Genomic DNA, 19,284 nt, shown 5'->3' with positions numbered 1-19,284 from the left:
GCAGGGCGCACGGCGCGATGAATAAATCGCGCCACGTCTGTGCGCGCCGGCGAGTTGGTGAGCCGGCCGGTTCTTGATATCGCCATCCATAGCAGCCCATCGAGGAGGCCGAACGAGAAAAGCCCCGCCGGACGAGAGGATCGGACGGCGTAGCACGTTGACCCCTCCCATGTGACATGTTAGGGTCGTCCTGTTGATGCCACCGGTTGCGAATCATGATGTCCATTCGACGCATCACACGGCTTCTTCTTTGGCTCTGCGCCACAGTCGCTCTCTCCCTGGGCGTCTCCTTCGCGGCAGAACCGGGCCAGACACTCCTCGATGCGCCGACCCCGATCCTCACACCGGCTCCTGATCAGACGCCGCAGACACAGAACGGTTCCGTGCGCGCCGGACCCCGGACCACCACGCGCAGCGACCAGGCATCCATACCGCTCACTGCGCGAGAGACGCTGAGCGCTATTGAAACGCGGCATGGCGATCCGCCGCCGGGCTATATCGGAGGACGCACCTTTCAGAATCGTGAACGCGTACTGCCGCGCGGGCGCTATCGCGAGTACGATGTGCACCCCAAGGTGCCGGGGAAGAATCGAGGCGCTGAACGGATCGTCATCGACCAACGCACCGGCAAGGCCTATTACACTGCCGACCACTACCGGACATTTGTTCCGATGAATTGAGGAGACATGTCGCTCATTGCCCTCCAATCGATCAAGAAACCCTGGGCGCATCTCCTGGTGCATGCCGAAGGAGAGGCGCTCGATAAAATTCTCTCCGTCCCCGCGCACTTCGTCACCAAAACCGTCGCCGGCAAGAAATGTAAAACGAAAGCGGGCCTGCTGGATGAATTCAGCCGGGTCTTCTCGTTTCCGGACTACTTCGGCCACAACTGGGATGCCCTCGAAGAATGTTTGGCCGATCTGGACTGGCTTCCGGCCAAGGGCTATCTCGTGGTGGTGACGGATGCGGATCAAGTACTGACGAAACCCGACGAAGAAGACGACTTTGAAACCTTCGTTGAGATCTTGAGCGAAGCCGGTGAAGCCTGGAGCCTGAAAGAATCCGACGAGGCGACGGGAGACGGGCTGCCGTTCCACGCCGTGCTGGCTGTCTCGGATCGCCATAAACGGAGCCGCCACAATTGGTTCGCGCCGCCGTTGGCCATGGAGCGCAAACCACTGAAGTCCGGACCGGCCAAGGGCACAAAAAAAAAGCCCCCGCGGTAGACAATCGACTCAATCCACTTACGCCAGGAGGTTACGATGGGACTTCTCGATCAACTCGGACAGGCGGCAGCCGGCATGATGGGCGGCGGCGATAAGAGCCCTCTGATGCAGGCCGTAGTGAACCTGCTAGGGCAGAACAGTTCCCTCGGGGGGCTGAATGGACTCGTGCAGGCGTTTCAGAAGAACGGCCTGGGAGATATCGTCAATTCCTGGGTCAGTACAGGAAAGAACCTCCCGGTCTCGGCGGAGCAGATCCAGCAGGGCCTTGGCGGCGACCTCCTGAAGCAACTGGCATCTCAAGCGGGATTGAGCTCTGAAGCAGCCGGGAGCCAACTGGCCAATCTGCTTCCCGGGCTCATCGATCAGCTGACCCCGGACGGCAAGATGCCGGACGCCACATTGATTGAACAGGGATTGAATCTCTTGCGAGGAAAACTCGGGTAGGACTCGATTCCCGGCACTCATTTCAGGGTGCCGGGTGGCCCTTCCGCGCTAGCAGAGAGAGAAGAACCGCCCCATCATCCGTTGGGCCCACCGCGTCAGTCCCCAGGAGAGGTCGTGCATGCGTGAGAGCATCCAGACTCTCGGTGTGACGATTTTCCCCACACTCGCACTGAGCGAGGTGAAATGGTCCCCACAGAGCCCATGCGTTTCACTGGGATCCTCCAACGGGAATTTCTCCCGCAGAAACGCCGGCTTCCCGTCTCGTACACACCAGGCACAGAGCACTTTCACCACTTCACTCCGTTCGTTGCGATGCGACCATCCACGTTGGGGGCGCAAGAGTCGCACCAGCGGGCATCGGCCAAGAAGTATTCAATGTTTTCAGCAGGATCGTTCGCGTGAGCCAATCAGGCTTGTCCGTTGAGGCCGTCAATAGCGTGGCATTCCGGCAGTGATTGACGTTTTTTGTCGTTCTCGTTGGGGAATCCAAGAGCGATGACGGTGGGACGGTCGCATCCAAGCACACGCTTGCTCATTCATAACAGGCCACGGCGGCCAGATCGCTTCGACGGATGACGACAGATTCATGGCGCGGCAGCGAGCCTTCATCATATTCGGGGATCAGCGGATCCCGACCGACCGCCATTTGCTGAAAGTGATCGGAGCAGATTCCGTGGGTCTCGCGCAGATCAGCCAACGGAGCCTTTTCTCGCACCAACCCCGGTCGGCCTTCGCTCTGGCACCAGGAACAGATTACTTTCATCGTGTTCTCCTACGCAGTGATACCCAAGACTCAGCAAGACTTGCGCCATATGGTCGGCGGTCTCTAACTCCTTGTTTCTCTGTGCTAACATTGCCTTATACCGCTACGAATCATCGTGGGTGTATCTATTCGGATAATCGGCTGTATCGAATCGTGGATGAGTAGAGCCACCGGTGCCGACTCACAGAAGACTGTCCACAATTGACCGTTTTTATTTTCCCGTGGTAGGTTGGCGCCCCAACTCACGGCTCGATGAAAGAGGCCCATGAAAACACAACGATCGGAACAACTCTTCGCAGACGCGCAACTCATCATTCCCGGCGGAGTGAACAGCCCCGTTCGGGCCTTTCGCTCGGTGGGCGGGCAACCTCGGTTCATGGCACGCGCCAAAGGCTCACGGCTCTACGACGTCGACGGGAACAGCTACATCGACTACGTCCTGTCCTGGGGACCGATGATTCTCGGCCATGCGCCGGCGACCGTCACCAAGGCCATTCAACAGGCCGCCGGAAACGGTACCAGCTATGGCGCGCCAACCGAGTTGGAAATTCAACTGGCCACGATGATTCGCGAGGCCCTGCCGTCTATGGAGATGGTGCGGCTGGTGAGTTCTGGAACCGAAGCGGTCATGAGTGCCATTCGAGTCGCCCGCGCCTACACGAAACGCGACGGCATCCTGAAATTCGAAGGGTGTTATCACGGCCACAGCGACTACCTGCTGGCCAAGGCAGGGTCAGGTCTCACCACACTTGGCATTCCCGACTGCCCCGGTGTGCCGGAAGACTTCACCAAACACACATTAACCGCGCCCTATAACGACCTGGCCACCACGGAAAAACTGATCAAGAAGCACTACCGTCAGCTTGCCTGCGTCATTGTCGAACCGATCGCCGGAAACATGGGTGTGATTCCGCCCTCTCCAGAGTTCTTGCACGCCTTGCGCAAGCTGACCGATGCCCATGGCATGTTGCTGATTTTTGACGAAGTCATTTCGGGATTCCGCGTGCAATACGGCGGCGCGCAGACGCTGTACGACATCAAGCCTGATCTGACGATCCTGGGGAAAATTATCGGTGGAGGACTTCCGGTGGGCGCCTACGGCGGCGCGAAGGACATCATGAAGATGATTGCCCCGTCCGGACCGGTCTATCAGGCCGGCACGTTGTCAGGGAATCCGCTGGCCGTCACGGCCGGCATCGAAACGCTGAAGCGCCTCAAGAAACCAGGCACCTACGAACAGCTCGAACAGCGTTCGGTGGCCCTCTCGGAGGGAGTGGGGAATGCCGCGCGAAAGGCCGGGGTTCCGCTCACGCAAACCCGCGTCAGTTCGATGATGTGTGCGTTCTTCACTCAGGGGTCGGTCACGGATTGGGCATCAGCCAAGAAAGCCGACACGAAGGCCTACGCGAAGTTCTTTCACCAGATGCTGGACGCCGGAATTTACCTGGCCCCGTCACAGTTCGAGGCCGCGTTCATGTCGGTGGCCCATACGCCCAAAGACATCGACCGCACGATCAGCGCCGCTCAAGCTGCGTTCAAGAACCTCTGACCCGGCATGGAGCGCCGGGCGTTGCCCGGCGCTCGTGAAGCGTCGTTCGCGAATCCTGCATTTCGTATCGAAACCGATACGAAATGCATCCATTCAGATACAGATCGCGATTCATTCCCATCGAATTCACCGCACGACTTCAGGATGCTCAAAACGGTTTCCCAGCAAGGCCGCAGCGAACGAGGCCCCGAGGCGTGACAGTCTTACCCACCCACCCCGAGCCAGCCGAGGCAGGCTCTTGTCCCATGGGCGGTACGTTGAGGGGCCGAGGGATGCGAGAACGATGCTGGGGACCGTTTTCAGCATCCTGAGCTATTCGTCGTCGTCCTCGTCGTCCATCTCCAACGCTTCCTGCCGCTTCTGTTCTTCCATCGCGTTGTGCAGGAGCATGCGGACAAACATCGAATAGAGCGAGCCTTTTTCCAGCGTCCCGCCGGGAGGAATCGCAATCTTGCCTTCCTTGATCATGCGATCCATCCAGGCCTTTTGATCCGGAGCGATCAAGATCGGCACCTCGACCAGCCCCACTTTTCCAAACATATCCATGAGCGGCTCTCCTGTAGTAGTTCGTACGGTCTTAAAGATTAAGAGCACATAGCATATGGCTTATGGTACGAGCTCCGGAAAAATCAAAAGTCTCAACTATTCGCTATTGGCCATCGGCCATGCGCTCTTCAACGGAAGGCATTTGAGCACGCGGTTTTTCGGCTTGTCAACCGCAGCCATCAATGATCGTCGCATGGCACAGAGCGTGCTTTGTCCGACCCCGAACATTCGGAGGACATCTTTCCATGCTGCACAGAAACGAACGTGTTTCCCGCCTGCTCAGCCGGTTCACGCTGCTCTTCTTCGTCGCGTCGCCCGCCCCGCCAGTCGTCGCTGCCGTGGAAGAAAGTCGGTCCACCCTGCATACCTATACGCCGGCCGCCACCAACGACCCTGGGCCGTTTCACTGTAACGACTGTTGGGGGTTGAAACCCGAGGAACGTCAGCCGCTGCCGCAACATCAGACGCCACGGTATCGACGTGGACAGCATGAGCGGGGACCGCGCCCGCACAAGAATCCCTTCGCAAAAAAGTCGCGTTCTCATAGCCGTGGGCTTCGGTCCCTTCCGCGTCACGCGCTGTCGATGGGAAGCTTCGAACGAACCGTAGAACCCTGGCAAGTCCGCACCGTCGATGGCGATACGATTCGCTACGGAACAGATCGCATCCGCATTCGCGGGTACAACGCGCCTGAGTTGTCGGAAGCAGGCGGGCGAGAAGCTGCATTGCGATTGGAGCAACTGATGCAGGAAGGAACGATCAACATCGTCCCCCATGGCCGCGATGTCTACGGCCGGACCCTGGCCGATGTCTTCGTGAACGGCCAGAACGTGGCCGAGGTGATGACGGGGGAGGGATTTGGACGGAGGGGATAGGCCTAGAGCAGCACGGTTGGAGCCGAACAGGCCTGCAGCACAATAGGGACATAGGTTGGATGACTAACAGTGTCCTCCTACGGGTAATTCTTGACAGAGTTTATTGAAGTGAGGATAGTGTCAGCGACTTCGGTGCGCCAGAGATCCGGGTCTCGCCATCAATGGGCCACCGGCACGAATGTTACTGTTGGAAGCTACCTCATAGTCGTGCATCTGTCATGCGGAATGTCGAGCCATGAATGAACTAAACGTCTTCGTTAGTGTCGGGGGCACCGCCACAGAGCGACAGGAAGCCTTCGTCCGCGCCGTTGAGGACAGACTCCGGAGCGAAGGGATGATTCCACATACGGTCGGAAGAAATACCTTCAGCGCTGACGCGCCGCTAAAGACCGTTACCGAGCTGCTGGACAAGTGCTCAGGGACATTGGTCATAGCCCTCGAACGCTCACACTTTGCTTCGGGCACAGAAAAGCGTGGAGGGCCGAAGGAGATCACACTCACAGATGTCAAGCTGCCCACCCCGTGGAATCAGATCGAGGCCGCCATGACCTACGCCCGTGGTCTCCCGCTCATGGTTGTGGTCGAAGCTGGCCTAAAAAGCGAAGGACTGCTCGAACGTGGATACGACTGGTACGTGCAATGGGTACAACTGGAAGCCTCGGCATTGCATTCCACCGAGTTCAGCGGTGTTCTAGCCAGCTGGAAGCAGAAGATGGCCCAGACGTCGAAAAAGGTATTTCCGTCCAAGACGGCTTCGGACCTTACAGTCGCCGAAATAATCGGCGGCTTGAAACCAACTCAATTGTGGAGCGTCCTCGTTGCTTTGGCGACGCTTCTTGCCGGTGCGTTCGCTTTGGGTGGAAAATTCTTCGGTGCTCAATAGCTGCATACCAACATGTTGCCGCGGGCGGGCTTGTGTCCGCTGGTGAACCCAGAAAGAAAGGGCCGGCCCCTGAATTCTGGCCTCGTAATTTCCTCCGATGTCGCACAGCATCATGCATCTGTTCCAACAAGGCTTCGCATGCAAGAAGAACCTTTCGGAGAAACTACTGTAAGCAAGGAATTGCTGCTGGAGTTCTTCCTAACATTTTCTCGTTTTGAATATGCTCTTAAGGCTACCGGTTACTATAAACGGCGGCCTGTAAAACCTCCCGATTGGCCGAAAGCAGAGCCAGATTGGGACAGATTTGCTGCTTCTCTTCGAAAGATTTTCAACTCCACCGCGAAAGATGGCCTCCTACAAGCATGTGCCTGCTTTAATGATTCGCCTCCGGACCAACAGGTGCTTAACAGTCATGGGATTGCATGGGAAACACCAGTTCATCCCAACAATGAATCGGAGATTGAATTTCTATTGCGCATGGTGCGCTGCGTTCGAAACAATCTCCTCCATGGCGGTAAGTACAACAACGACGTTCATGAATCGAAGCACCGCACTGAAGCCTTTCTTAGGCATGCATTGACGATTCTCTCAGCATGCCTCGAACTTGCACCGCAACAAGCGGCGGCATTCCGAGAGGCACGTATGTAACAAATAGGGGGCAGGTCTTGCAATCAAGCATGGCTTTCCAGTAGCGCCTCCCGAGGCTCGTTCGCGTTGCCTAGACTGCCCTCATTTCACCTAACTTTAACGTGAACGCTGCCATACTCTCCTCCACTAAACTCCACACTCCCCGCCTTACACTCAGGCAGTGGCAAACATCCGACCTTGAGCCATTCGCTCTGATGAGTTCTGACGCCGATGTCATGCGTTATTATCCGGCGCCTTGGTCCAGAGAGCAGAGCGACGCGTTTGCCCAACGGGTGTTGCGACTGATCGACGAACTTGGCTGGGGTTTCTGGGCGGTTGAGGAACGGGTGTCAGGGCGATTCATCGGCTTCGTCGGACTACATGTTCCCTCCGACAAGCTCCCGTTCTCTCCCTGCGTGGAAGTGGGATGGCGCCTGGCCAAACCATACTGGGGCCTGGGCTATGCCACGGAGGCCGCGCAATCGGCCATCGCGTTTGGCTTCCAGCAACTCCATCTGAAAGAGCTCGTCGCCTTCACCGCCATCGCCAACCTGAAGTCGCGTGCGGTGCTGGAACGTCTCGGCATGCGGCTCGACTGCGAGTTCGACCATCCTCAGCTGCCCGTCGAATCCTGGCTGCGCCGACATGTGCTGTATCGTCTTCACTCGCCTGTGTGAGAAGACCCTCCTCCTTCGTTTCGAGTATCACCGCTCATCCGTCTTGCGACGACCCTCACTCAATAACGATCGATTGTCGGATTATCTGCCCTTCGTCATGACAAACGATTCGAGCTCATCGTACAATCCGCTTCGATGCAACTGGGAACACCTATCCCCATCCTCCGCATCTTCGACGAAGCGAAGGCGAAGGAATTCTATCTCGATTTCTTGGGCTTCAGACTGGATTGGGAGCATCGCTTTGAAGCGCACTTGCCGCTCTACATGCAGATCTCGAAAGATCGCTGCATTCTGCATCTGTCCGAGCATCATGGCGACTGCAGTCCCGGGGCGGCCATGCGGATCGAAACGACCGGTCTGGACGCCTTCCAGCGGCAACTTGCGGCGAAACAGTATCGATACGCCCGGCCGACCATCGACCTGACCCCATGGGACAGTCATGACATGTCGGTGACCGACCCCTTTGGAAACCGATTGACGTTCACTGATACCCGCGGCACTCAGTCCTAGGCCGCTGCTGTACGAGCATCATCGACGCGGATCACGAACGGCCGTCATCTCATCTCCCGACGAACTCATCATTCAGGAATTTTTGACTGGAGGACCGCCGCATGCCAACACACTTCTTTCATATTTCGCTCGCAATGTGTGCCGCACTGCTACTGGCATCCTGCGTCTCGTCGCCTTCACCGGAGGACATGACTCGACGCGCCGAAAACAATCGATGGGAGCTGACACATTGGGGTGATCGTTCGGTTCCCTATGGCGACGACGGAGAACCCGTGATCCTCTCGTTCAAGGATGGACGAGTGTCGGGCCATGCCGGCTGCAATCGTTATAGTGCAGCCATCGTCTTCGGGCCCCGCAGGGGAGAGGTGAAGGTCTTTCGAGGCATCACCACCCGTATGGCCTGCGAGCCCCGGCATATGGAGTTTGAAGCCTCGTTTATCAGGGCATTTGAAGCCTCGACCCGGTACCGCCTGGACGGCGAAAGCTTGTCGTTCGAAAGCAACCTCGCTCCGCCGTTAGAGTTTTACCGCCGCCCGCTGGACTGATCTGAAACTCTCGACCTCTCTTGCCGATCCGGACCCGAATCGATTCACTCTCCCACCTCTTTTTTCCGACGCCGTATCCCTTTTGATACGACAGAGTATCCCTTCTGATACCGATCTGCGTACCCCGCACAGACCTTTCCACTTTGCGGCTTCGCTTATCCCGCTCAGAATCGGTATCCCTCAATGCGGCTCTTCTCATCACACCCCGGCATCGGTTTTGCTCATTGAAATAGTAGAGACTGGAGCTTCACATCATGGCATCTGTGACACTCAACGCTCTCCTCACTCCTGGCTTCCCGGTCGCAGTTCTGTTCGGCGGCGACCATCTCCCGTCTCATGCGACCGGGCGCGCTGCCGCGATCCGTCAGCCGATCGGCGGGACACAAGACACACCCGAGCCGATGAACCGGCGCTGGTTCCGATATAAAACAATCGCCGTTGCGGAATACCGGAACTGGCTCACGTTCGTAGGCCACTGGGCAGCGGAGAAGCACCTGACCCTCGACTTCCTGTTTCCGGTCGCGCATGGAGGAACACTCGCAGGCAGTCTCTGGTGGGTCTGGGCGACGTTGGGGCACCCGTTCCACCCCGCATGGATCGCAGCGCCGCTTGCGATGATACTGACGGCCGACTGGACGGAACACCTCATTCAACTGGTGCAGCTCCGCCATTACCTCCCCTCGACTGAGGGTCGTATTCAGAGCCTGTGGGTCCGGATTTCCAACTGTGCGACGATCATCAAGCTGTGGCTCACCTTCGGCTTCTACGTCAGCCTGGCCGGACTCGTCGTCAGAATGATACTCACGCTCTCAGATCGTCGTTTGGTGACCGACGCCGGCGAATGATGATGAAACAAAACGTTGTCGGACTCCTTACAGTTCTCTCCGTTTATGCTATACGCATTGCCGAGCCGTGTCGTGAAGAGATCCACGGCAACGGAGGATCAGTCCCATTTGCTTTCTCTCGCCACCACCTCGTGCTGAGGCTGCGCAAGGGTTCAGTCTCAGAGGTGTGAGACTCGGGAGGAGTCCAACGGAGGAACCACCATGCCCAATCCCTCCACCTATCAATTCAACCTGCCGCAACGAGGGCGCCCATCCGATGTGATGCTCAACGAAGTCTGGTACCCCGGCATTCAAGCCTATTGGGAAACCAGCACGTCGAGCCGCATCTTCGACGCCATCTTAGGCATCAAAGCGCTGGTCATTCATGCGACCGCCGGTTCGAGTTCGGCCGGAGCCGTCTCCGTGATGAAGGAAGGCAAGGCGTCGTTTCACTGGCTGCTGCCGGATGAAGATGAGCCGCAGCATGGGCAATTGGTCTGGGCCTGTGCCCCGGAGGCCAGGGCTGCCTGGCACGTCAGGAATTCCTGTTCACACCCGAGCATCAACGACGGCGCCGACAAGGTCAACCACTGGTCGCTCGGGATCGAGGTGGTCAACCGTCAGGCCGGCAGCGATCGATTTTCCGACTGGCAAATCCACGCCACCGCGCAGATCGTGCGCTATTGCTGGGCCAAATATCCCAACCTGAAACATGTCGTCTCGCACGCGAAGCTGGACCCGGCCCGGCGTAGCGATCCGGGCACGGCTTTTCCCTGGGCGCGCCTCAAGACACTCGTCCTCACGCCGGAGGCGGAAGATGGGGTTCCGTCCGTCGCGTTGGACGCGCAACCGGCCTCCTCCATAAAATCGACAACCGGCCACGAGGGCTGTTGCCACGGATGACGCAGAGAGCCTGCAGTGAGGCCTTGACCTAACCGATGACCTCGCGTGAGATGTGTGTGCACCACCGGCCCTCGGCGCGAGCGCACAGGCTTGATCTGACGCAATTCGTGCGATAAGAATCACAGATCATCGCTGGAGGGTCCGTATGCGCCGTCGCCCATCCCTTGTCCTGTCTTTTCTCCCCTTCTTGCTTGGGTTTGCCTTCCTCTCCATCTGGCCCGCCTCAGTCTCCGCCGAACAGATCAAGGCCACGATTCCTGCCCCACAGACCGCATCCTGGTGGTCTGCGCGTCATGCGCGCGCCGTGGCCCGCATTCAGCAAGGACCTGTCGATCTGTTGTTCATCGGAGATTCCATCACGCAGGGATGGGAAGAGGATGGCCGCCGGGTCTGGGATACCTTTTACGGACGCCGTCAGGCGGTGAACCTGGGATTTAACAGCGATCAGACCGACAACGTCCTTTGGCGGCTCCAACATGGTGAAATCGACGGCATCACTCCCAAACTGGCGATCGTGATGATCGGAACGAATAACGCGACCAGGCGCGAGGATCCCCCGGAAGAAACCGCTGCCGGAGTCCATGCGATTCTGACTACGTTACGCACTCGCTTGCCGCAAACCAAAATCTTGTTATTGGCGGTGTTTCCCAGAGGCCAGTCCGCCAACGACCAACTGCGTCGCGTGAACCAGGCCGTCAACGAACGATTGCGGGCCTTCGCCGACCAGCGCCACGTGTTTTTCCTCGACCTGGGCCCGCGTTTCCTCGACAAGGCAGGACGCCTCTCCGAGGAGGTCATGCCGGACGCCTTGCACCCCAATGAACGCGGGTACCGCCTATGGGCCGAGGGCATGGAAGACCTGGTTAAAACATTGCTGGGCGAATGAAAACAGGTCGGTGCAGGGGCACTATCTCATCCGGCTGGAACAGCACCGGCGCGCTAGGATTCATGACATGACCGTTCGATTATTCCAAGACAGGACTGGTTGCCGCCAATGGCGAATCACAGGCACGTGGCTTGCCCTCTCACTGTTCTGTGCCGGCTGTGCCATCGAGCAGGAGATTTCGCGTACGCCGCGGACGGCGGTGGAGCAACTGCTGCTGACAGGAGCCGTGGATCAAGCCTTGACGAATCTCACACTGACGCTTCCGGCGCAGGCCGATCTGCATCTGGAAGTCAGCGGGTTTTACATCGATCGCGGGCGATTAAACATGCGTGACCAAACCTCCGGCACGGTGCAGGATCCCACCGTGGATTTCCTGTTCGTCCGGGATACGGTCGCGGTGGCGCTCGGCCGGATGGGCTATCGTATTCGCAAACGCGACGATCATCCTGCCTACCTCGTCCGTGTGGCCATCGAAGCGCTCGGCACCATGCAGGGCCTGACGTTTGTCGGCATGCCGCCCATCCAAAGCGTGGTCGTTCCCTTTGCCCTTCCTGAGCTGACGCTGTATAAGCTTCAGGCCCAAAGCGGCTATGCCAGATTCCACCTCGATGTCTTCGACAATCTCACCGGCGCATACAAAGGATCGTCCGCCACGATCATCGGTCGTACACACTACGATCAGTACACGGCCCTGTTTTACATCACCTGGATCGAGACCGATCTCACCGCGCCTCCCTAGCCCCGATTATTCATGAATAGTCCGGGCTAGCGGGAACAGCGGGCCATTGCCTTCTTTCAACCTTCCATGGGGAGGGTCCCTCCACTCAGATTGGGATAAACCACCCGCCCGTCCCCGCCCCTGCAAAACTTTACGCTTTGCTTGGCAAGTCGGATCTCTTCCTCAATACTAAGTCACGGCATCGGTCGCTCACTGACCGGGCCCGAAACTCTTTCCCTCCTGGTTCCGCCCCGACGTTCCGCCCGAGGGCGCTGTGACTTGGAGGAACGCCGCAACGATCGGAGTCTGTGCATGAAGTCTCGTCTGACCGCAGCCCTGATCGGCGTGGCGCTCACACTGACCGGCTTACTGGTCCTTGAAGGGGTATCGCGAGCCCTGCTGACGGCGCAGGCCGATCTGGCCCCGGAGCAGCCTGACTGGTATCGATACACGCCGGATTTGGGGTGGGAACGTCGCCCGCACTTCAAGGGGCTCGTTGCGGGAGAGATGCATCGGCATGAGCCCGCTCGATACCTGCGTGAATTCGATGCGCAGGGGCTCTTCGCCGTCGATACGGCACAGATCGGCGATACGACCCACAAGCGTATCCTTGCGATCGGCGACTCCAATACCTTCGGGTGGGGTGTGCCGACCCGTAATGCGTACCCGGAAGTGCTGGACGATCTGCGCCCGGATGCCGACGTGATCAACCTGGGCGTAAGCGGATACAGCTCTTTCCAGGGGTATACGGCACTGCTCAAATATTTCGACCGCGTCCGCCCGGATGTCGTCATCGCCTCGTTCAGTTTCAACGATCGTCGAGTGGTGCCCTCGGAAGCGGCCACCGACAGCCACGAAAAATTCGAGCGGGAGGCACTGCTGCATCGGATGGACTTCAGAGAGAAGATCTATCTGTACCGAGGCCTCCAGCACCTGCTGATCAGATTACACCTCATGAAACGAAGCGGCGACGGCAGCACGACCGTTGACGCAAGAACAGCGCCGACCCGGGTCTCGCCAGACCAGTATCGGCAGAATCTTGAGCGCATCGCACGATTCTGCCAGGAACGGCACGTGCCGCTGGTCTTCGTTGCATTTCAGGATAATCCGGCTCACTCCGAACATCTGCGGGCAGGCATCGCCCACCTGAATGCCGGACGGCAGGCACAGGCCGAAGCGGAACTGCGGATTGCCGTGAACATGGACAACTGGTTCTCGGATCTCGCCAGGAAATACCTCGCCGTAGTCCTGGAACAGCGCGGGGCGTCAGAAGAAGCGACGATCACGGCGAGCCTCACCCTCCCCGCCTGGAAACTGACCCACGGCGGGAGGCCGCTCCGCCTCGACAGTGAATACAACGACATCGTGCGAGCCGTTGCCCGCCGGCATGGCGCTGTCGTCGTCGAAGCGGGTCAGGTCCTCGCCCAGGACGCGAGTCTCTACCTCGACCTCGCCCATCCGGATGAACGCGGCCACCGCATCGTAGCGACGCTGGTGAATACTGCCCTCGACAGTCTGCTCCACCCGCCCCAGATCGCAGCCCAGCCTTGAGTCAATGGCTCCGGTTGATGGACGCAACGTCCGAACGTTGGTGGAAATTACGTTCGTTGCTCAACGCGTCGTCATTCCGCCCATGAGATAGGGAATAGGCGCTGCAACAACGGTGGGAACATGCCTTTGCGGGAGGAGAGGCGAGGAGGGCTTACGGTTTCTTCTTTTTCTTGTCGGCGGGATTATCGGAAAAGAGCAACCAGGCGAGGACGACGAAACCGATCGCCACGCCCGTCACCGCCAGCCATGTACCGAGTTTGTCCATTAGCTCCTCGTCTCTGGAGGTCCTTGTAACGCAGCCAAGGTGGGTTTGTCGAGTCGCTTTACTTTCAAGTTGTCATCCACCGTCACCAACTTGGCCGAGCCTTCGACCACCACGCGCCCGCTCGTCCGTTCTCTCATGACATGGGCAAAGGTGAGAGAAGCCTGGCCCACCGCCGCGAGGTTCGTGTCGATGGTTAAGGTGTCACCATAGCGGGCAGGTGACCGATAGTCCAGTTCTGCATGCACGACCATAAACTGCGTCCCGCCGTCCCGTAACTCTGCAACCGAGAGGCCTCGCTCTTCGAGATACTGCGTCCTCGCCCGCTCGAAATACTTCAGATAGTTGGCGTAGTACACCACCCCGCCGCAATCGGTGTCCTCGTAGTAAATGCGAATCTCCATCGTCGGCTAGAGATTGAGAACCGGAAACTTCGGCAACGAGGACTCGTTCACGCCCGTGAGTTTCATGACCACATCGGACAGTTGCTGCACCCGCTCGGATTTGATGGCCTCAAACCCGTGGCCCAACACCGCATGGTTGGCGGCGTCGAGCAGCGGCTTCATCTTGGGCCAATCGCGAAGAAAGGCCTGCCCCATTTGATCGCCAAGACCGGCCAGGGCCCGGAACTGGCTTTGCAATGGGAGCTTATACTTCCCGTCCACATCATCGAGGTAACAGGTGCGGCAGGTGTCGCGCATCGCGTCAGGCAATTGCTCCGGCTGCACATCCCAGGTCTTGATCTTGTACTGTTTGAACAGTTGCCGCTGGGCGCAGGCTTCCATTGCGCGCACGAGCGCCACCATGGCCCGCTCATGGTCATGGTCCACGTGGGCACGACGATGGGCATGCGCGAGCAGATCGAGCACTACCCCTTCCTTCACGTCGGCGGGATCCAGTACCAGCTTTTCCAAAAATCCGTTATTGGCTTTAATGAACGGCAGGAGCGCCTTTAACCCCGGCGGCCCGCCCCAGAGCGACGCCATATCGAGCGCCTTCAACGAGGTCTTCAGCTTGTCCCATGCCTGGCGGTAGTGAAACTGCTCCCACAACCCGTACCCCAACGCCAATTCGCCCAAGGCACGATACAGGGGTTTCTGTCCCCCGCTCACGCGAGCTTCCAGCGTATGAAACAGGGTGGCTGCGGCCCTGAATGAACCATGATTAAAGGCGTCGCTGGCCTCACGGCGCACCACGACCGCCGACTCATCCCAGGGATTGCCTTGCAGCCAATACTTGGCCAACCCGCCGATCGCGATCGCCTCACCCTCTTCGCGGCCCTCCGCATCGACCAGACTGATGACTCGCGACGTCCAGGGTTGGCTCACCGTCGCCAGCGCCGCGGCCATGGCGGGAGTCGCTCCGGTCAAATCGACCACCACCTCGCCCACCTGCACGGCCCAATTTCGAAAGAGGTCGTGAATAGATCGTGACAGGGCCTGATGACAGGCAATGACATCGGCCGGATCGGGCGTCACCACCCAGTCCCAGCGCTTCGGCATCTGCTGTACGAGCGGTTGCACCGCCTCCTCAACCAGCGTCTTCGCCGATTCCGGCACGAAAAAGCAGAGCAATTCCGGCTGCAGCCGGTTGATCACATACGCGGCGAGCGACGGCGCGTCGGTGAAGGCGAGGATGAGCGCTTTGACAGGAGTATCCGCAGGCATGACCGCGGACTATACCACTGCACTCCGGCTGCTTCAACGAACGACGCTTTCCTCACAGTTCTTGACGGTCCCGGGAAAGACGCATAGACTTCCGCGTGAATCACGAGACAACCCCGCTGCCCGTGACGGCTGAGGAGGTGCGATGACCTGGTGGCTCTGGGCCTTTCTGGGACTGTTTCTGCTCGGCAGCGAAATCGTCACACCCGGCGGGTTTTACATGTTGTTCTTCGGTATCGGGGCGCTGGTTGTCGGCGCGCTGGTCGGCCTGGGCATGATTCACAGTGAATGGATGTCCTGGCTCCTGTTTTCGGTCTTCTCGGTCGCTTCCCTCGTCATCCTTCGTCCCCCGCTCCGCCGTCTCATGACGGCCGACCGGGGCAACGTCTCATCGGTCGATACCATGGGCGGCGAAACCGCCATCGTCCTGGACGACCTTCCTCCCGGCGCCACGGGCAAGGCGGAATGCCGGGGCAGCACCTGGAATGCGCACAACGCCGGCGACAAGCCGCTGCTCAAAGGACAACGCAGCCTCGTGGATCGCGTAGACGGCATCACCCTGTGGATCAAACCTGAATGAGGTCGCACCATCATGGAGGATAGCGGAATGCCAGGCGGACTCTGGGTTGTCATTTTTCTTGCAGGCCTCGTCCTGCTCGTCATCTCGAAAACCGCGCGTGTCGTGCCGCAACAGAGCGCCTACGTCGTCGAGCGGCTGGGCCGGTACTCACGGACACTCGGCGCGGGGTTCCACATCCTGTGGCCGTTCCTCGACAGTGTGCAGTACAAACACTCGCTGAAAGAAACCGCCATCGATATTCCCGAACAGATCTGCATCACGCGCGACAACGTACAGGTCGGCGTCGACGGCATTCTCTATTCCAAGGTGCTGGATCCGCAGCGAGCCTCCTACGGCATCAGCGACTATCGCTTTGCGATCACGCAGCTGGCTCAGACCGCCCTCCGGAGCGAGATCGGCAAAATCGAACTCGACCGCACCTTCGAAGAGCGCACCAATATCAACAGCCAGGTTGTGAATGAGCTGGACAAGGCGACGGAACCCTGGGGCGTGAAGGTGCTGCGGTACGAGATCAAGAACATCACGCCGCCGAAAGACGTGCTGGCCGCGATGGAAAAACAAATGCGGGCCGAACGGGAAAAACGCGCGGTGATTCTGACCTCCGAGGGCGAACGCGACGCCGCCATCAACCAGGCGGAAGGCGAGAAGCAGCAGGTCATCAAGGCCTCCGAGGCGAAGAAACAGCAGCAGATCAACGAGGCCGAGGGCGCAGCCTCCGCGATTATGGCCATCGCCGGCGCCACGGCAGACGGACTCCGCAAAGTCGCCGAATCCACGCAAATTCCGGGCGGCTACGAAGCCGTGCAGCTGCGCGTCGCCGAGCAGTACATCACCAAGTTCGGGGAACTGGCCAAAGCCAGCAACACCCTCGTGCTCCCCGCCAACGTCTCGGATGTCGGGTCGATGCTGACGCTGGCGATGAACATGATCACGAAACGGTCTTCGCCCACATCTCCGGGAAAGTAAAAGACGTCTGCGGTCGTTTGACAGTGACTCGGGGCTTCCCTACAATTCCGGACGATGAAAGAATTTGCCATCAAGGCCTTCGACGACAGCGCCGAGATCAAGCGGCGCTTCGCGCGGGACCATGCCGACCGAATCGTACAGGTCGCACAGCTCATCGGCGGCGCGTTTCAGGCCGGACATAAAGTCTTGCTCTTCGGCAACGGCGGCAGCTCCACCGATGCCGCGCACATCGCCGCCGAGTTTGTCGGCCGCTATAAGCGCGAACGTGCCCCGTTGCCGGCCATTGCCCTCGCCACGGATATTGCCGCCATCACCTGCATCGCCAACGACTACGGCTTCGAGGAGCTGTTCGCCCGTCAGGTTCAGGCACACGGGCAGCGTGGAGATGTGGCGATTGCGATCAGCACCAGCGGCAACTCCCCCAACGTGTTGAAAGGGGTCGAGGCGGCCAAAGCCCTGGGCCTCACCACGATCGCCTGGACCGGCGGAACCGGCGGCAAACTGGCCGGCATGGTGGACTACGCCTTCGTCGTGCCTTCCACGCTGACCGCCCGCATTCAGGAAAGTCACATCACCCTGGGCCATGTGCTCTGCGAACTCATTGAGGATCACGTTCTTGCCAACCCGGCGTAAGCGCCCCACTGCAGCATCGACGCCCCCCGCGATCATCCGGCCGATCGATGCGTCGCGCCTGAAGACCTATCCGCTCCAGCGCCGACACAGCAAGGTGCAGGTCTCCAACTTTGCCAAGGTCTGGACCAAGGGTCGCTCGTTCGCCCGGTTTCTCGATTCGCTCCCCGATATCCTGGCGGTCAAGACGTTGCGCGAAGTCGCGAAGGCCATTGCCAAAGCCCATCGCAACGGCAAGCCGGTGATCGTCGGCATGGGCGCCCATGTGGTGAAAGTCGGGCTCGGCCCGCTCCTTGTCGATCTGATGGAACGCGGCATCGTCACCGCTCTCGCCATGAACGGAGCCGTGATCATCCACGACTTCGAACTCGCGTTTATGGGGCACACGTCCGAGGAAGTGGACGCGGAGATCGACTCCGGCCGATTCGGCATGGCGGAAGAAACCGGCCGCATGCTCAATGAAGCGATCACCCTGGGCATGAAAGAAGGCCAGGGGCTCGGCGAATCGCTCGGCAGTTATATTCATCGACGGAAACAACTGTTTCCGCATCGCGCCACCAGCCTGCTGGCCACCGGCTTCCGGCTGGGCCTTCCCGTCACCGTGCACGTGGCTGTGGGGACCGACATCATTCACATGCATCCGTCAGCCGACGGCGCCGCGATCGGGGCGGGTTCGCTGCTCGATTTTCGCCGCCTGGCAGCGGTTGTCTCCGAAATGGAAGGCGGGGTCTATCTCAATCTGGGGTCGGCCGTGATCCTGCCGGAGGTCTTCCTGAAAGCCGTCTCGCTCGGACGCAACCTTGGTCATCCGTTGACGAACATCACCACGGTCAATATGGATTTCCTCACGCATTATCGCCCCATGACCAATGTCGTGCGCCGCCCAACCCAGAAAGGCGGCAAGGGATACGCATTGACCGGCCATCACGAGATCATGGTGCCGCTGTTGGCCGCCGCAGTCATTGAAGAATTGTCCGGCCGCTGACTCTGGCCATTCAGCTTTCGCTCGACTATTCAACATCACGATCATGTTGTGAGTGCCATGTCACCCTCTCCGGAACCGCTGCTCACAATCTGGACCGACCTCAATCGCCGCTATTTTCAGGGCACCTTACCCCCGATTCCCATTGAATGGAGCCGCCGACTGACCTCCTCAGCCGGGATGTTTGTCTGCCGGATCGGACCCCGACAACCACTCACGCGCACCACCGAGGCACCAACCAGACGGCGCTGCATCAGACTGTCGGCGGTGCTGCTCAAACCCAACAATCCGGAGCCGAGCCACGAAACCGTCATGACCCTGGCGCACGAAATGATTCACCAGTGGCAGTACGATATCTTGAAGCGTCGCCCGAATCATGGTGCCGATTTTCGTCGCATGATGGACCAGATGAATCGCGACGGCCTGGGCATCACGATCTATCACTCGCTGGGAAAAGAAGTGGCTGCCTTGGCCAAATATGCCTGGCGTTGCCAGCACTGCGGCTGCCTCTATCAACGACAACGCCGGACTATTCAACCGAGACGCCACTTCTGCGGCGCCTGTCGGGGGCCGCTCCGCGAACTGCCTGCCGTGGTACCCGCCTCTACAGCGGAACCGGCCCACACATCTGCCGCAGGTCCTCAGCTCGGCTTTCCCTTCACCCCCGTGTAGG

Annotated in this window: 25 protein-coding genes; 20 read left to right on the top strand and 5 right to left on the bottom strand. The window is 59.2% G+C overall.

Translation table 11 applies throughout. The features are described 5' to 3' along the window. Positions 1-215 precede the first annotated feature (215 nt). The 3 genes from NSND_RS14105 to NSND_RS14095 are packed head-to-tail and all read left to right on the top strand — an operon-like array spanning position 216 to position 1,670. Complete coding sequence (locus NSND_RS14105) at positions 216-680, top strand: guanyl-specific ribonuclease (RefSeq protein ID WP_080879610.1); 465 nt, start codon at positions 216-218, stop codon at positions 678-680. Between the two features lie 6 nt (positions 681-686). Further along, a complete protein-coding gene (locus tag NSND_RS14100) occupies positions 687-1,226 on the top strand; it encodes a barstar family protein (protein ID WP_080879609.1) in 540 nt (179 codons plus the stop codon). 36 nt (positions 1,227-1,262) lie between these two features. Then, positions 1,263-1,670, top strand: coding sequence for a YidB family protein (locus tag NSND_RS14095; RefSeq protein WP_080879608.1), 408 nt, complete (start codon positions 1,263-1,265; stop codon positions 1,668-1,670). A 48-nt stretch (positions 1,671-1,718) separates the two neighbouring features. Here NSND_RS14095 and NSND_RS14090 read toward each other — a convergent pair whose 3' ends face one another. Both NSND_RS14090 and NSND_RS14085 read right to left on the bottom strand, forming a co-directional pair. Then, entirely contained in the window at positions 1,719-1,961 is a 243-nt protein-coding gene (locus NSND_RS14090) for a hypothetical protein (RefSeq protein ID WP_143833558.1), read from the bottom strand. A 241-nt stretch (positions 1,962-2,202) separates the two neighbouring features. Further along, a complete protein-coding gene (locus NSND_RS14085; RefSeq protein WP_080879606.1) occupies positions 2,203-2,433 on the bottom strand; it encodes a hypothetical protein in 231 nt (76 codons plus the stop codon). Positions 2,434-2,698: 265 nt separating this feature from the next. Between NSND_RS14085 and hemL the strand changes: the two genes are divergently transcribed. Next, a complete protein-coding gene (hemL, locus tag NSND_RS14080; RefSeq protein WP_080879605.1) occupies positions 2,699-3,982 on the top strand; it encodes a glutamate-1-semialdehyde 2,1-aminomutase in 1,284 nt (427 codons plus the stop codon). Positions 3,983-4,294: 312 nt separating this feature from the next. Here hemL and NSND_RS14070 read toward each other — a convergent pair whose 3' ends face one another. Then, positions 4,295-4,528: a hypothetical protein gene (locus tag NSND_RS14070; RefSeq protein ID WP_013250776.1), complete on the bottom strand. Its 234-nt coding sequence runs from the start codon at positions 4,526-4,528 to the stop codon at positions 4,295-4,297. A gap of 245 nt (positions 4,529-4,773) precedes the next feature. Between NSND_RS14070 and NSND_RS14065 the strand changes: the two genes are divergently transcribed. The 11 genes from NSND_RS14065 to NSND_RS14020 all read left to right on the top strand — a co-directional run bounded on the left by NSND_RS14065 (position 4,774) and on the right by NSND_RS14020 (position 13,527). Beyond that, complete coding sequence (locus NSND_RS14065) at positions 4,774-5,403, top strand: thermonuclease family protein (protein WP_159450791.1); 630 nt, start codon at positions 4,774-4,776, stop codon at positions 5,401-5,403. Between the two features lie 334 nt (positions 5,404-5,737). Beyond that, on the top strand, positions 5,738-6,286 hold the full coding sequence (locus NSND_RS14060) for a hypothetical protein (RefSeq protein WP_200810536.1): 549 nt from the start codon (positions 5,738-5,740) through the stop codon (positions 6,284-6,286). 138 nt (positions 6,287-6,424) lie between these two features. Then, complete coding sequence (locus NSND_RS21035; RefSeq protein WP_143833557.1) at positions 6,425-6,934, top strand: hypothetical protein; 510 nt, start codon at positions 6,425-6,427, stop codon at positions 6,932-6,934. 113 nt (positions 6,935-7,047) lie between these two features. After that, positions 7,048-7,590 carry a GNAT family N-acetyltransferase gene (locus tag NSND_RS14055; RefSeq protein ID WP_080880888.1) on the top strand — a complete coding sequence of 181 codons (543 nt, stop codon included), beginning with the start codon at positions 7,048-7,050 and terminating at the stop codon, positions 7,588-7,590. Positions 7,591-7,725: 135 nt separating this feature from the next. Then, positions 7,726-8,100, top strand: coding sequence for a glyoxalase superfamily protein (locus tag NSND_RS14050; protein WP_080879601.1), 375 nt, complete (start codon positions 7,726-7,728; stop codon positions 8,098-8,100). 188 nt (positions 8,101-8,288) lie between these two features. Beyond that, positions 8,289-8,645 (top strand): META domain-containing protein, encoded by a 357-nt coding sequence (locus NSND_RS14045; protein WP_159450790.1) that lies wholly within the window; start codon positions 8,289-8,291, stop codon positions 8,643-8,645. A 254-nt stretch (positions 8,646-8,899) separates the two neighbouring features. Further along, positions 8,900-9,490 (top strand): hypothetical protein, encoded by a 591-nt coding sequence (locus NSND_RS14040; protein WP_080879599.1) that lies wholly within the window; start codon positions 8,900-8,902, stop codon positions 9,488-9,490. 201 nt (positions 9,491-9,691) lie between these two features. Further along, on the top strand, positions 9,692-10,372 hold the full coding sequence (locus NSND_RS14035) for an N-acetylmuramoyl-L-alanine amidase (RefSeq protein ID WP_080879598.1): 681 nt from the start codon (positions 9,692-9,694) through the stop codon (positions 10,370-10,372). Between the two features lie 145 nt (positions 10,373-10,517). Continuing rightward, positions 10,518-11,258: a GDSL-type esterase/lipase family protein gene (locus tag NSND_RS14030; protein ID WP_080879597.1), complete on the top strand. Its 741-nt coding sequence runs from the start codon at positions 10,518-10,520 to the stop codon at positions 11,256-11,258. 67 nt (positions 11,259-11,325) lie between these two features. Beyond that, positions 11,326-11,997: a hypothetical protein gene (locus tag NSND_RS14025; RefSeq protein WP_080879596.1), complete on the top strand. Its 672-nt coding sequence runs from the start codon at positions 11,326-11,328 to the stop codon at positions 11,995-11,997. A 291-nt stretch (positions 11,998-12,288) separates the two neighbouring features. After that, the gene (locus NSND_RS14020) at positions 12,289-13,527 is read left to right on the top strand and encodes an SGNH/GDSL hydrolase family protein (protein WP_080879595.1); all 1,239 of its coding nucleotides are present in this window, start codon (positions 12,289-12,291) and stop codon (positions 13,525-13,527) included. Between the two features lie 264 nt (positions 13,528-13,791). Here the strand turns inward: NSND_RS14020 and NSND_RS14015 are convergent, their stop codons facing one another. Further along, positions 13,792-14,193 (bottom strand): acyl-CoA thioesterase, encoded by a 402-nt coding sequence (locus tag NSND_RS14015; protein ID WP_080879594.1) that lies wholly within the window; start codon positions 14,191-14,193, stop codon positions 13,792-13,794. A 6-nt stretch (positions 14,194-14,199) separates the two neighbouring features. Further along, a complete protein-coding gene (locus NSND_RS14010; RefSeq protein WP_080879593.1) occupies positions 14,200-15,456 on the bottom strand; it encodes a TIGR02710 family CRISPR-associated CARF protein in 1,257 nt (418 codons plus the stop codon). A gap of 142 nt (positions 15,457-15,598) precedes the next feature. Between NSND_RS14010 and NSND_RS14005 the strand changes: the two genes are divergently transcribed. The 5 genes from NSND_RS14005 to NSND_RS13985 are packed head-to-tail and all read left to right on the top strand — an operon-like array spanning position 15,599 to position 19,283. Further along, positions 15,599-16,033: an NfeD family protein gene (locus NSND_RS14005; RefSeq protein WP_080879592.1), complete on the top strand. Its 435-nt coding sequence runs from the start codon at positions 15,599-15,601 to the stop codon at positions 16,031-16,033. Between the two features lie 27 nt (positions 16,034-16,060). After that, positions 16,061-16,999: an SPFH domain-containing protein gene (locus NSND_RS14000; protein WP_200810535.1), complete on the top strand. Its 939-nt coding sequence runs from the start codon at positions 16,061-16,063 to the stop codon at positions 16,997-16,999. Positions 17,000-17,053: 54 nt separating this feature from the next. Further along, positions 17,054-17,632, top strand: a complete 579-nt coding sequence (locus tag NSND_RS13995) for a D-sedoheptulose-7-phosphate isomerase (protein WP_080879590.1) — start codon at positions 17,054-17,056, stop codon at positions 17,630-17,632. Next, positions 17,616-18,614 (top strand): GSU2086 family protein, encoded by a 999-nt coding sequence (locus NSND_RS13990; RefSeq protein WP_080879589.1) that lies wholly within the window; start codon positions 17,616-17,618, stop codon positions 18,612-18,614. Before NSND_RS13995 ends, NSND_RS13990 begins: the two co-directional genes overlap by 17 nt. A gap of 57 nt (positions 18,615-18,671) precedes the next feature. Continuing rightward, positions 18,672-19,283 carry a SprT-like domain-containing protein gene (locus NSND_RS13985; RefSeq protein WP_235000344.1) on the top strand — a complete coding sequence of 204 codons (612 nt, stop codon included), beginning with the start codon at positions 18,672-18,674 and terminating at the stop codon, positions 19,281-19,283. Position 19,284: the final 1 nt, after the last annotated feature.

The sequence above is a fragment of the Nitrospira sp. ND1 genome (assembly GCF_900170025.1).
Lineage (GTDB): Bacteria > Nitrospirota > Nitrospiria > Nitrospirales > Nitrospiraceae > Nitrospira_A.
Note: the sequence above shows the minus strand (reverse complement) of the source record. Positions and strands in the feature narration are given on the sequence as shown.

Coding starts and splice junctions, on each gene's coding strand:
- NSND_RS14105 (WP_080879610.1), top strand. CDS start 216: ATGATGTCCATTCGACGCATCACACGGCTTCTTCTTTGGCTCTGCGCC.
- NSND_RS14100 (WP_080879609.1), top strand. CDS start 687: ATGTCGCTCATTGCCCTCCAATCGATCAAGAAACCCTGGGCGCATCTC.
- NSND_RS14095 (WP_080879608.1), top strand. CDS start 1,263: ATGGGACTTCTCGATCAACTCGGACAGGCGGCAGCCGGCATGATGGGC.
- NSND_RS14085 (WP_080879606.1), bottom strand. CDS start 2,433: ATGAAAGTAATCTGTTCCTGGTGCCAGAGCGAAGGCCGACCGGGGTTG.
- hemL (WP_080879605.1), top strand. CDS start 2,699: ATGAAAACACAACGATCGGAACAACTCTTCGCAGACGCGCAACTCATC.
- NSND_RS14070 (WP_013250776.1), bottom strand. CDS start 4,528: ATGGATATGTTTGGAAAAGTGGGGCTGGTCGAGGTGCCGATCTTGATC.
- NSND_RS14065 (WP_159450791.1), top strand. CDS start 4,774: ATGCTGCACAGAAACGAACGTGTTTCCCGCCTGCTCAGCCGGTTCACG.
- NSND_RS14060 (WP_200810536.1), top strand. CDS start 5,738: ATGATTCCACATACGGTCGGAAGAAATACCTTCAGCGCTGACGCGCCG.
- NSND_RS21035 (WP_143833557.1), top strand. CDS start 6,425: ATGCAAGAAGAACCTTTCGGAGAAACTACTGTAAGCAAGGAATTGCTG.
- NSND_RS14050 (WP_080879601.1), top strand. CDS start 7,726: ATGCAACTGGGAACACCTATCCCCATCCTCCGCATCTTCGACGAAGCG.
- NSND_RS14045 (WP_159450790.1), top strand. CDS start 8,289: ATGACTCGACGCGCCGAAAACAATCGATGGGAGCTGACACATTGGGGT.
- NSND_RS14040 (WP_080879599.1), top strand. CDS start 8,900: ATGGCATCTGTGACACTCAACGCTCTCCTCACTCCTGGCTTCCCGGTC.
- NSND_RS14035 (WP_080879598.1), top strand. CDS start 9,692: ATGCCCAATCCCTCCACCTATCAATTCAACCTGCCGCAACGAGGGCGC.
- NSND_RS14030 (WP_080879597.1), top strand. CDS start 10,518: ATGCGCCGTCGCCCATCCCTTGTCCTGTCTTTTCTCCCCTTCTTGCTT.
- NSND_RS14025 (WP_080879596.1), top strand. CDS start 11,326: ATGACCGTTCGATTATTCCAAGACAGGACTGGTTGCCGCCAATGGCGA.
- NSND_RS14020 (WP_080879595.1), top strand. CDS start 12,289: ATGAAGTCTCGTCTGACCGCAGCCCTGATCGGCGTGGCGCTCACACTG.
- NSND_RS14015 (WP_080879594.1), bottom strand. CDS start 14,193: ATGGAGATTCGCATTTACTACGAGGACACCGATTGCGGCGGGGTGGTG.
- NSND_RS14010 (WP_080879593.1), bottom strand. CDS start 15,456: ATGCCTGCGGATACTCCTGTCAAAGCGCTCATCCTCGCCTTCACCGAC.
- NSND_RS14005 (WP_080879592.1), top strand. CDS start 15,599: ATGACCTGGTGGCTCTGGGCCTTTCTGGGACTGTTTCTGCTCGGCAGC.
- NSND_RS14000 (WP_200810535.1), top strand. CDS start 16,061: ATGCCAGGCGGACTCTGGGTTGTCATTTTTCTTGCAGGCCTCGTCCTG.
- NSND_RS13995 (WP_080879590.1), top strand. CDS start 17,054: ATGAAAGAATTTGCCATCAAGGCCTTCGACGACAGCGCCGAGATCAAG.
- NSND_RS13985 (WP_235000344.1), top strand. CDS start 18,672: ATGTCACCCTCTCCGGAACCGCTGCTCACAATCTGGACCGACCTCAAT.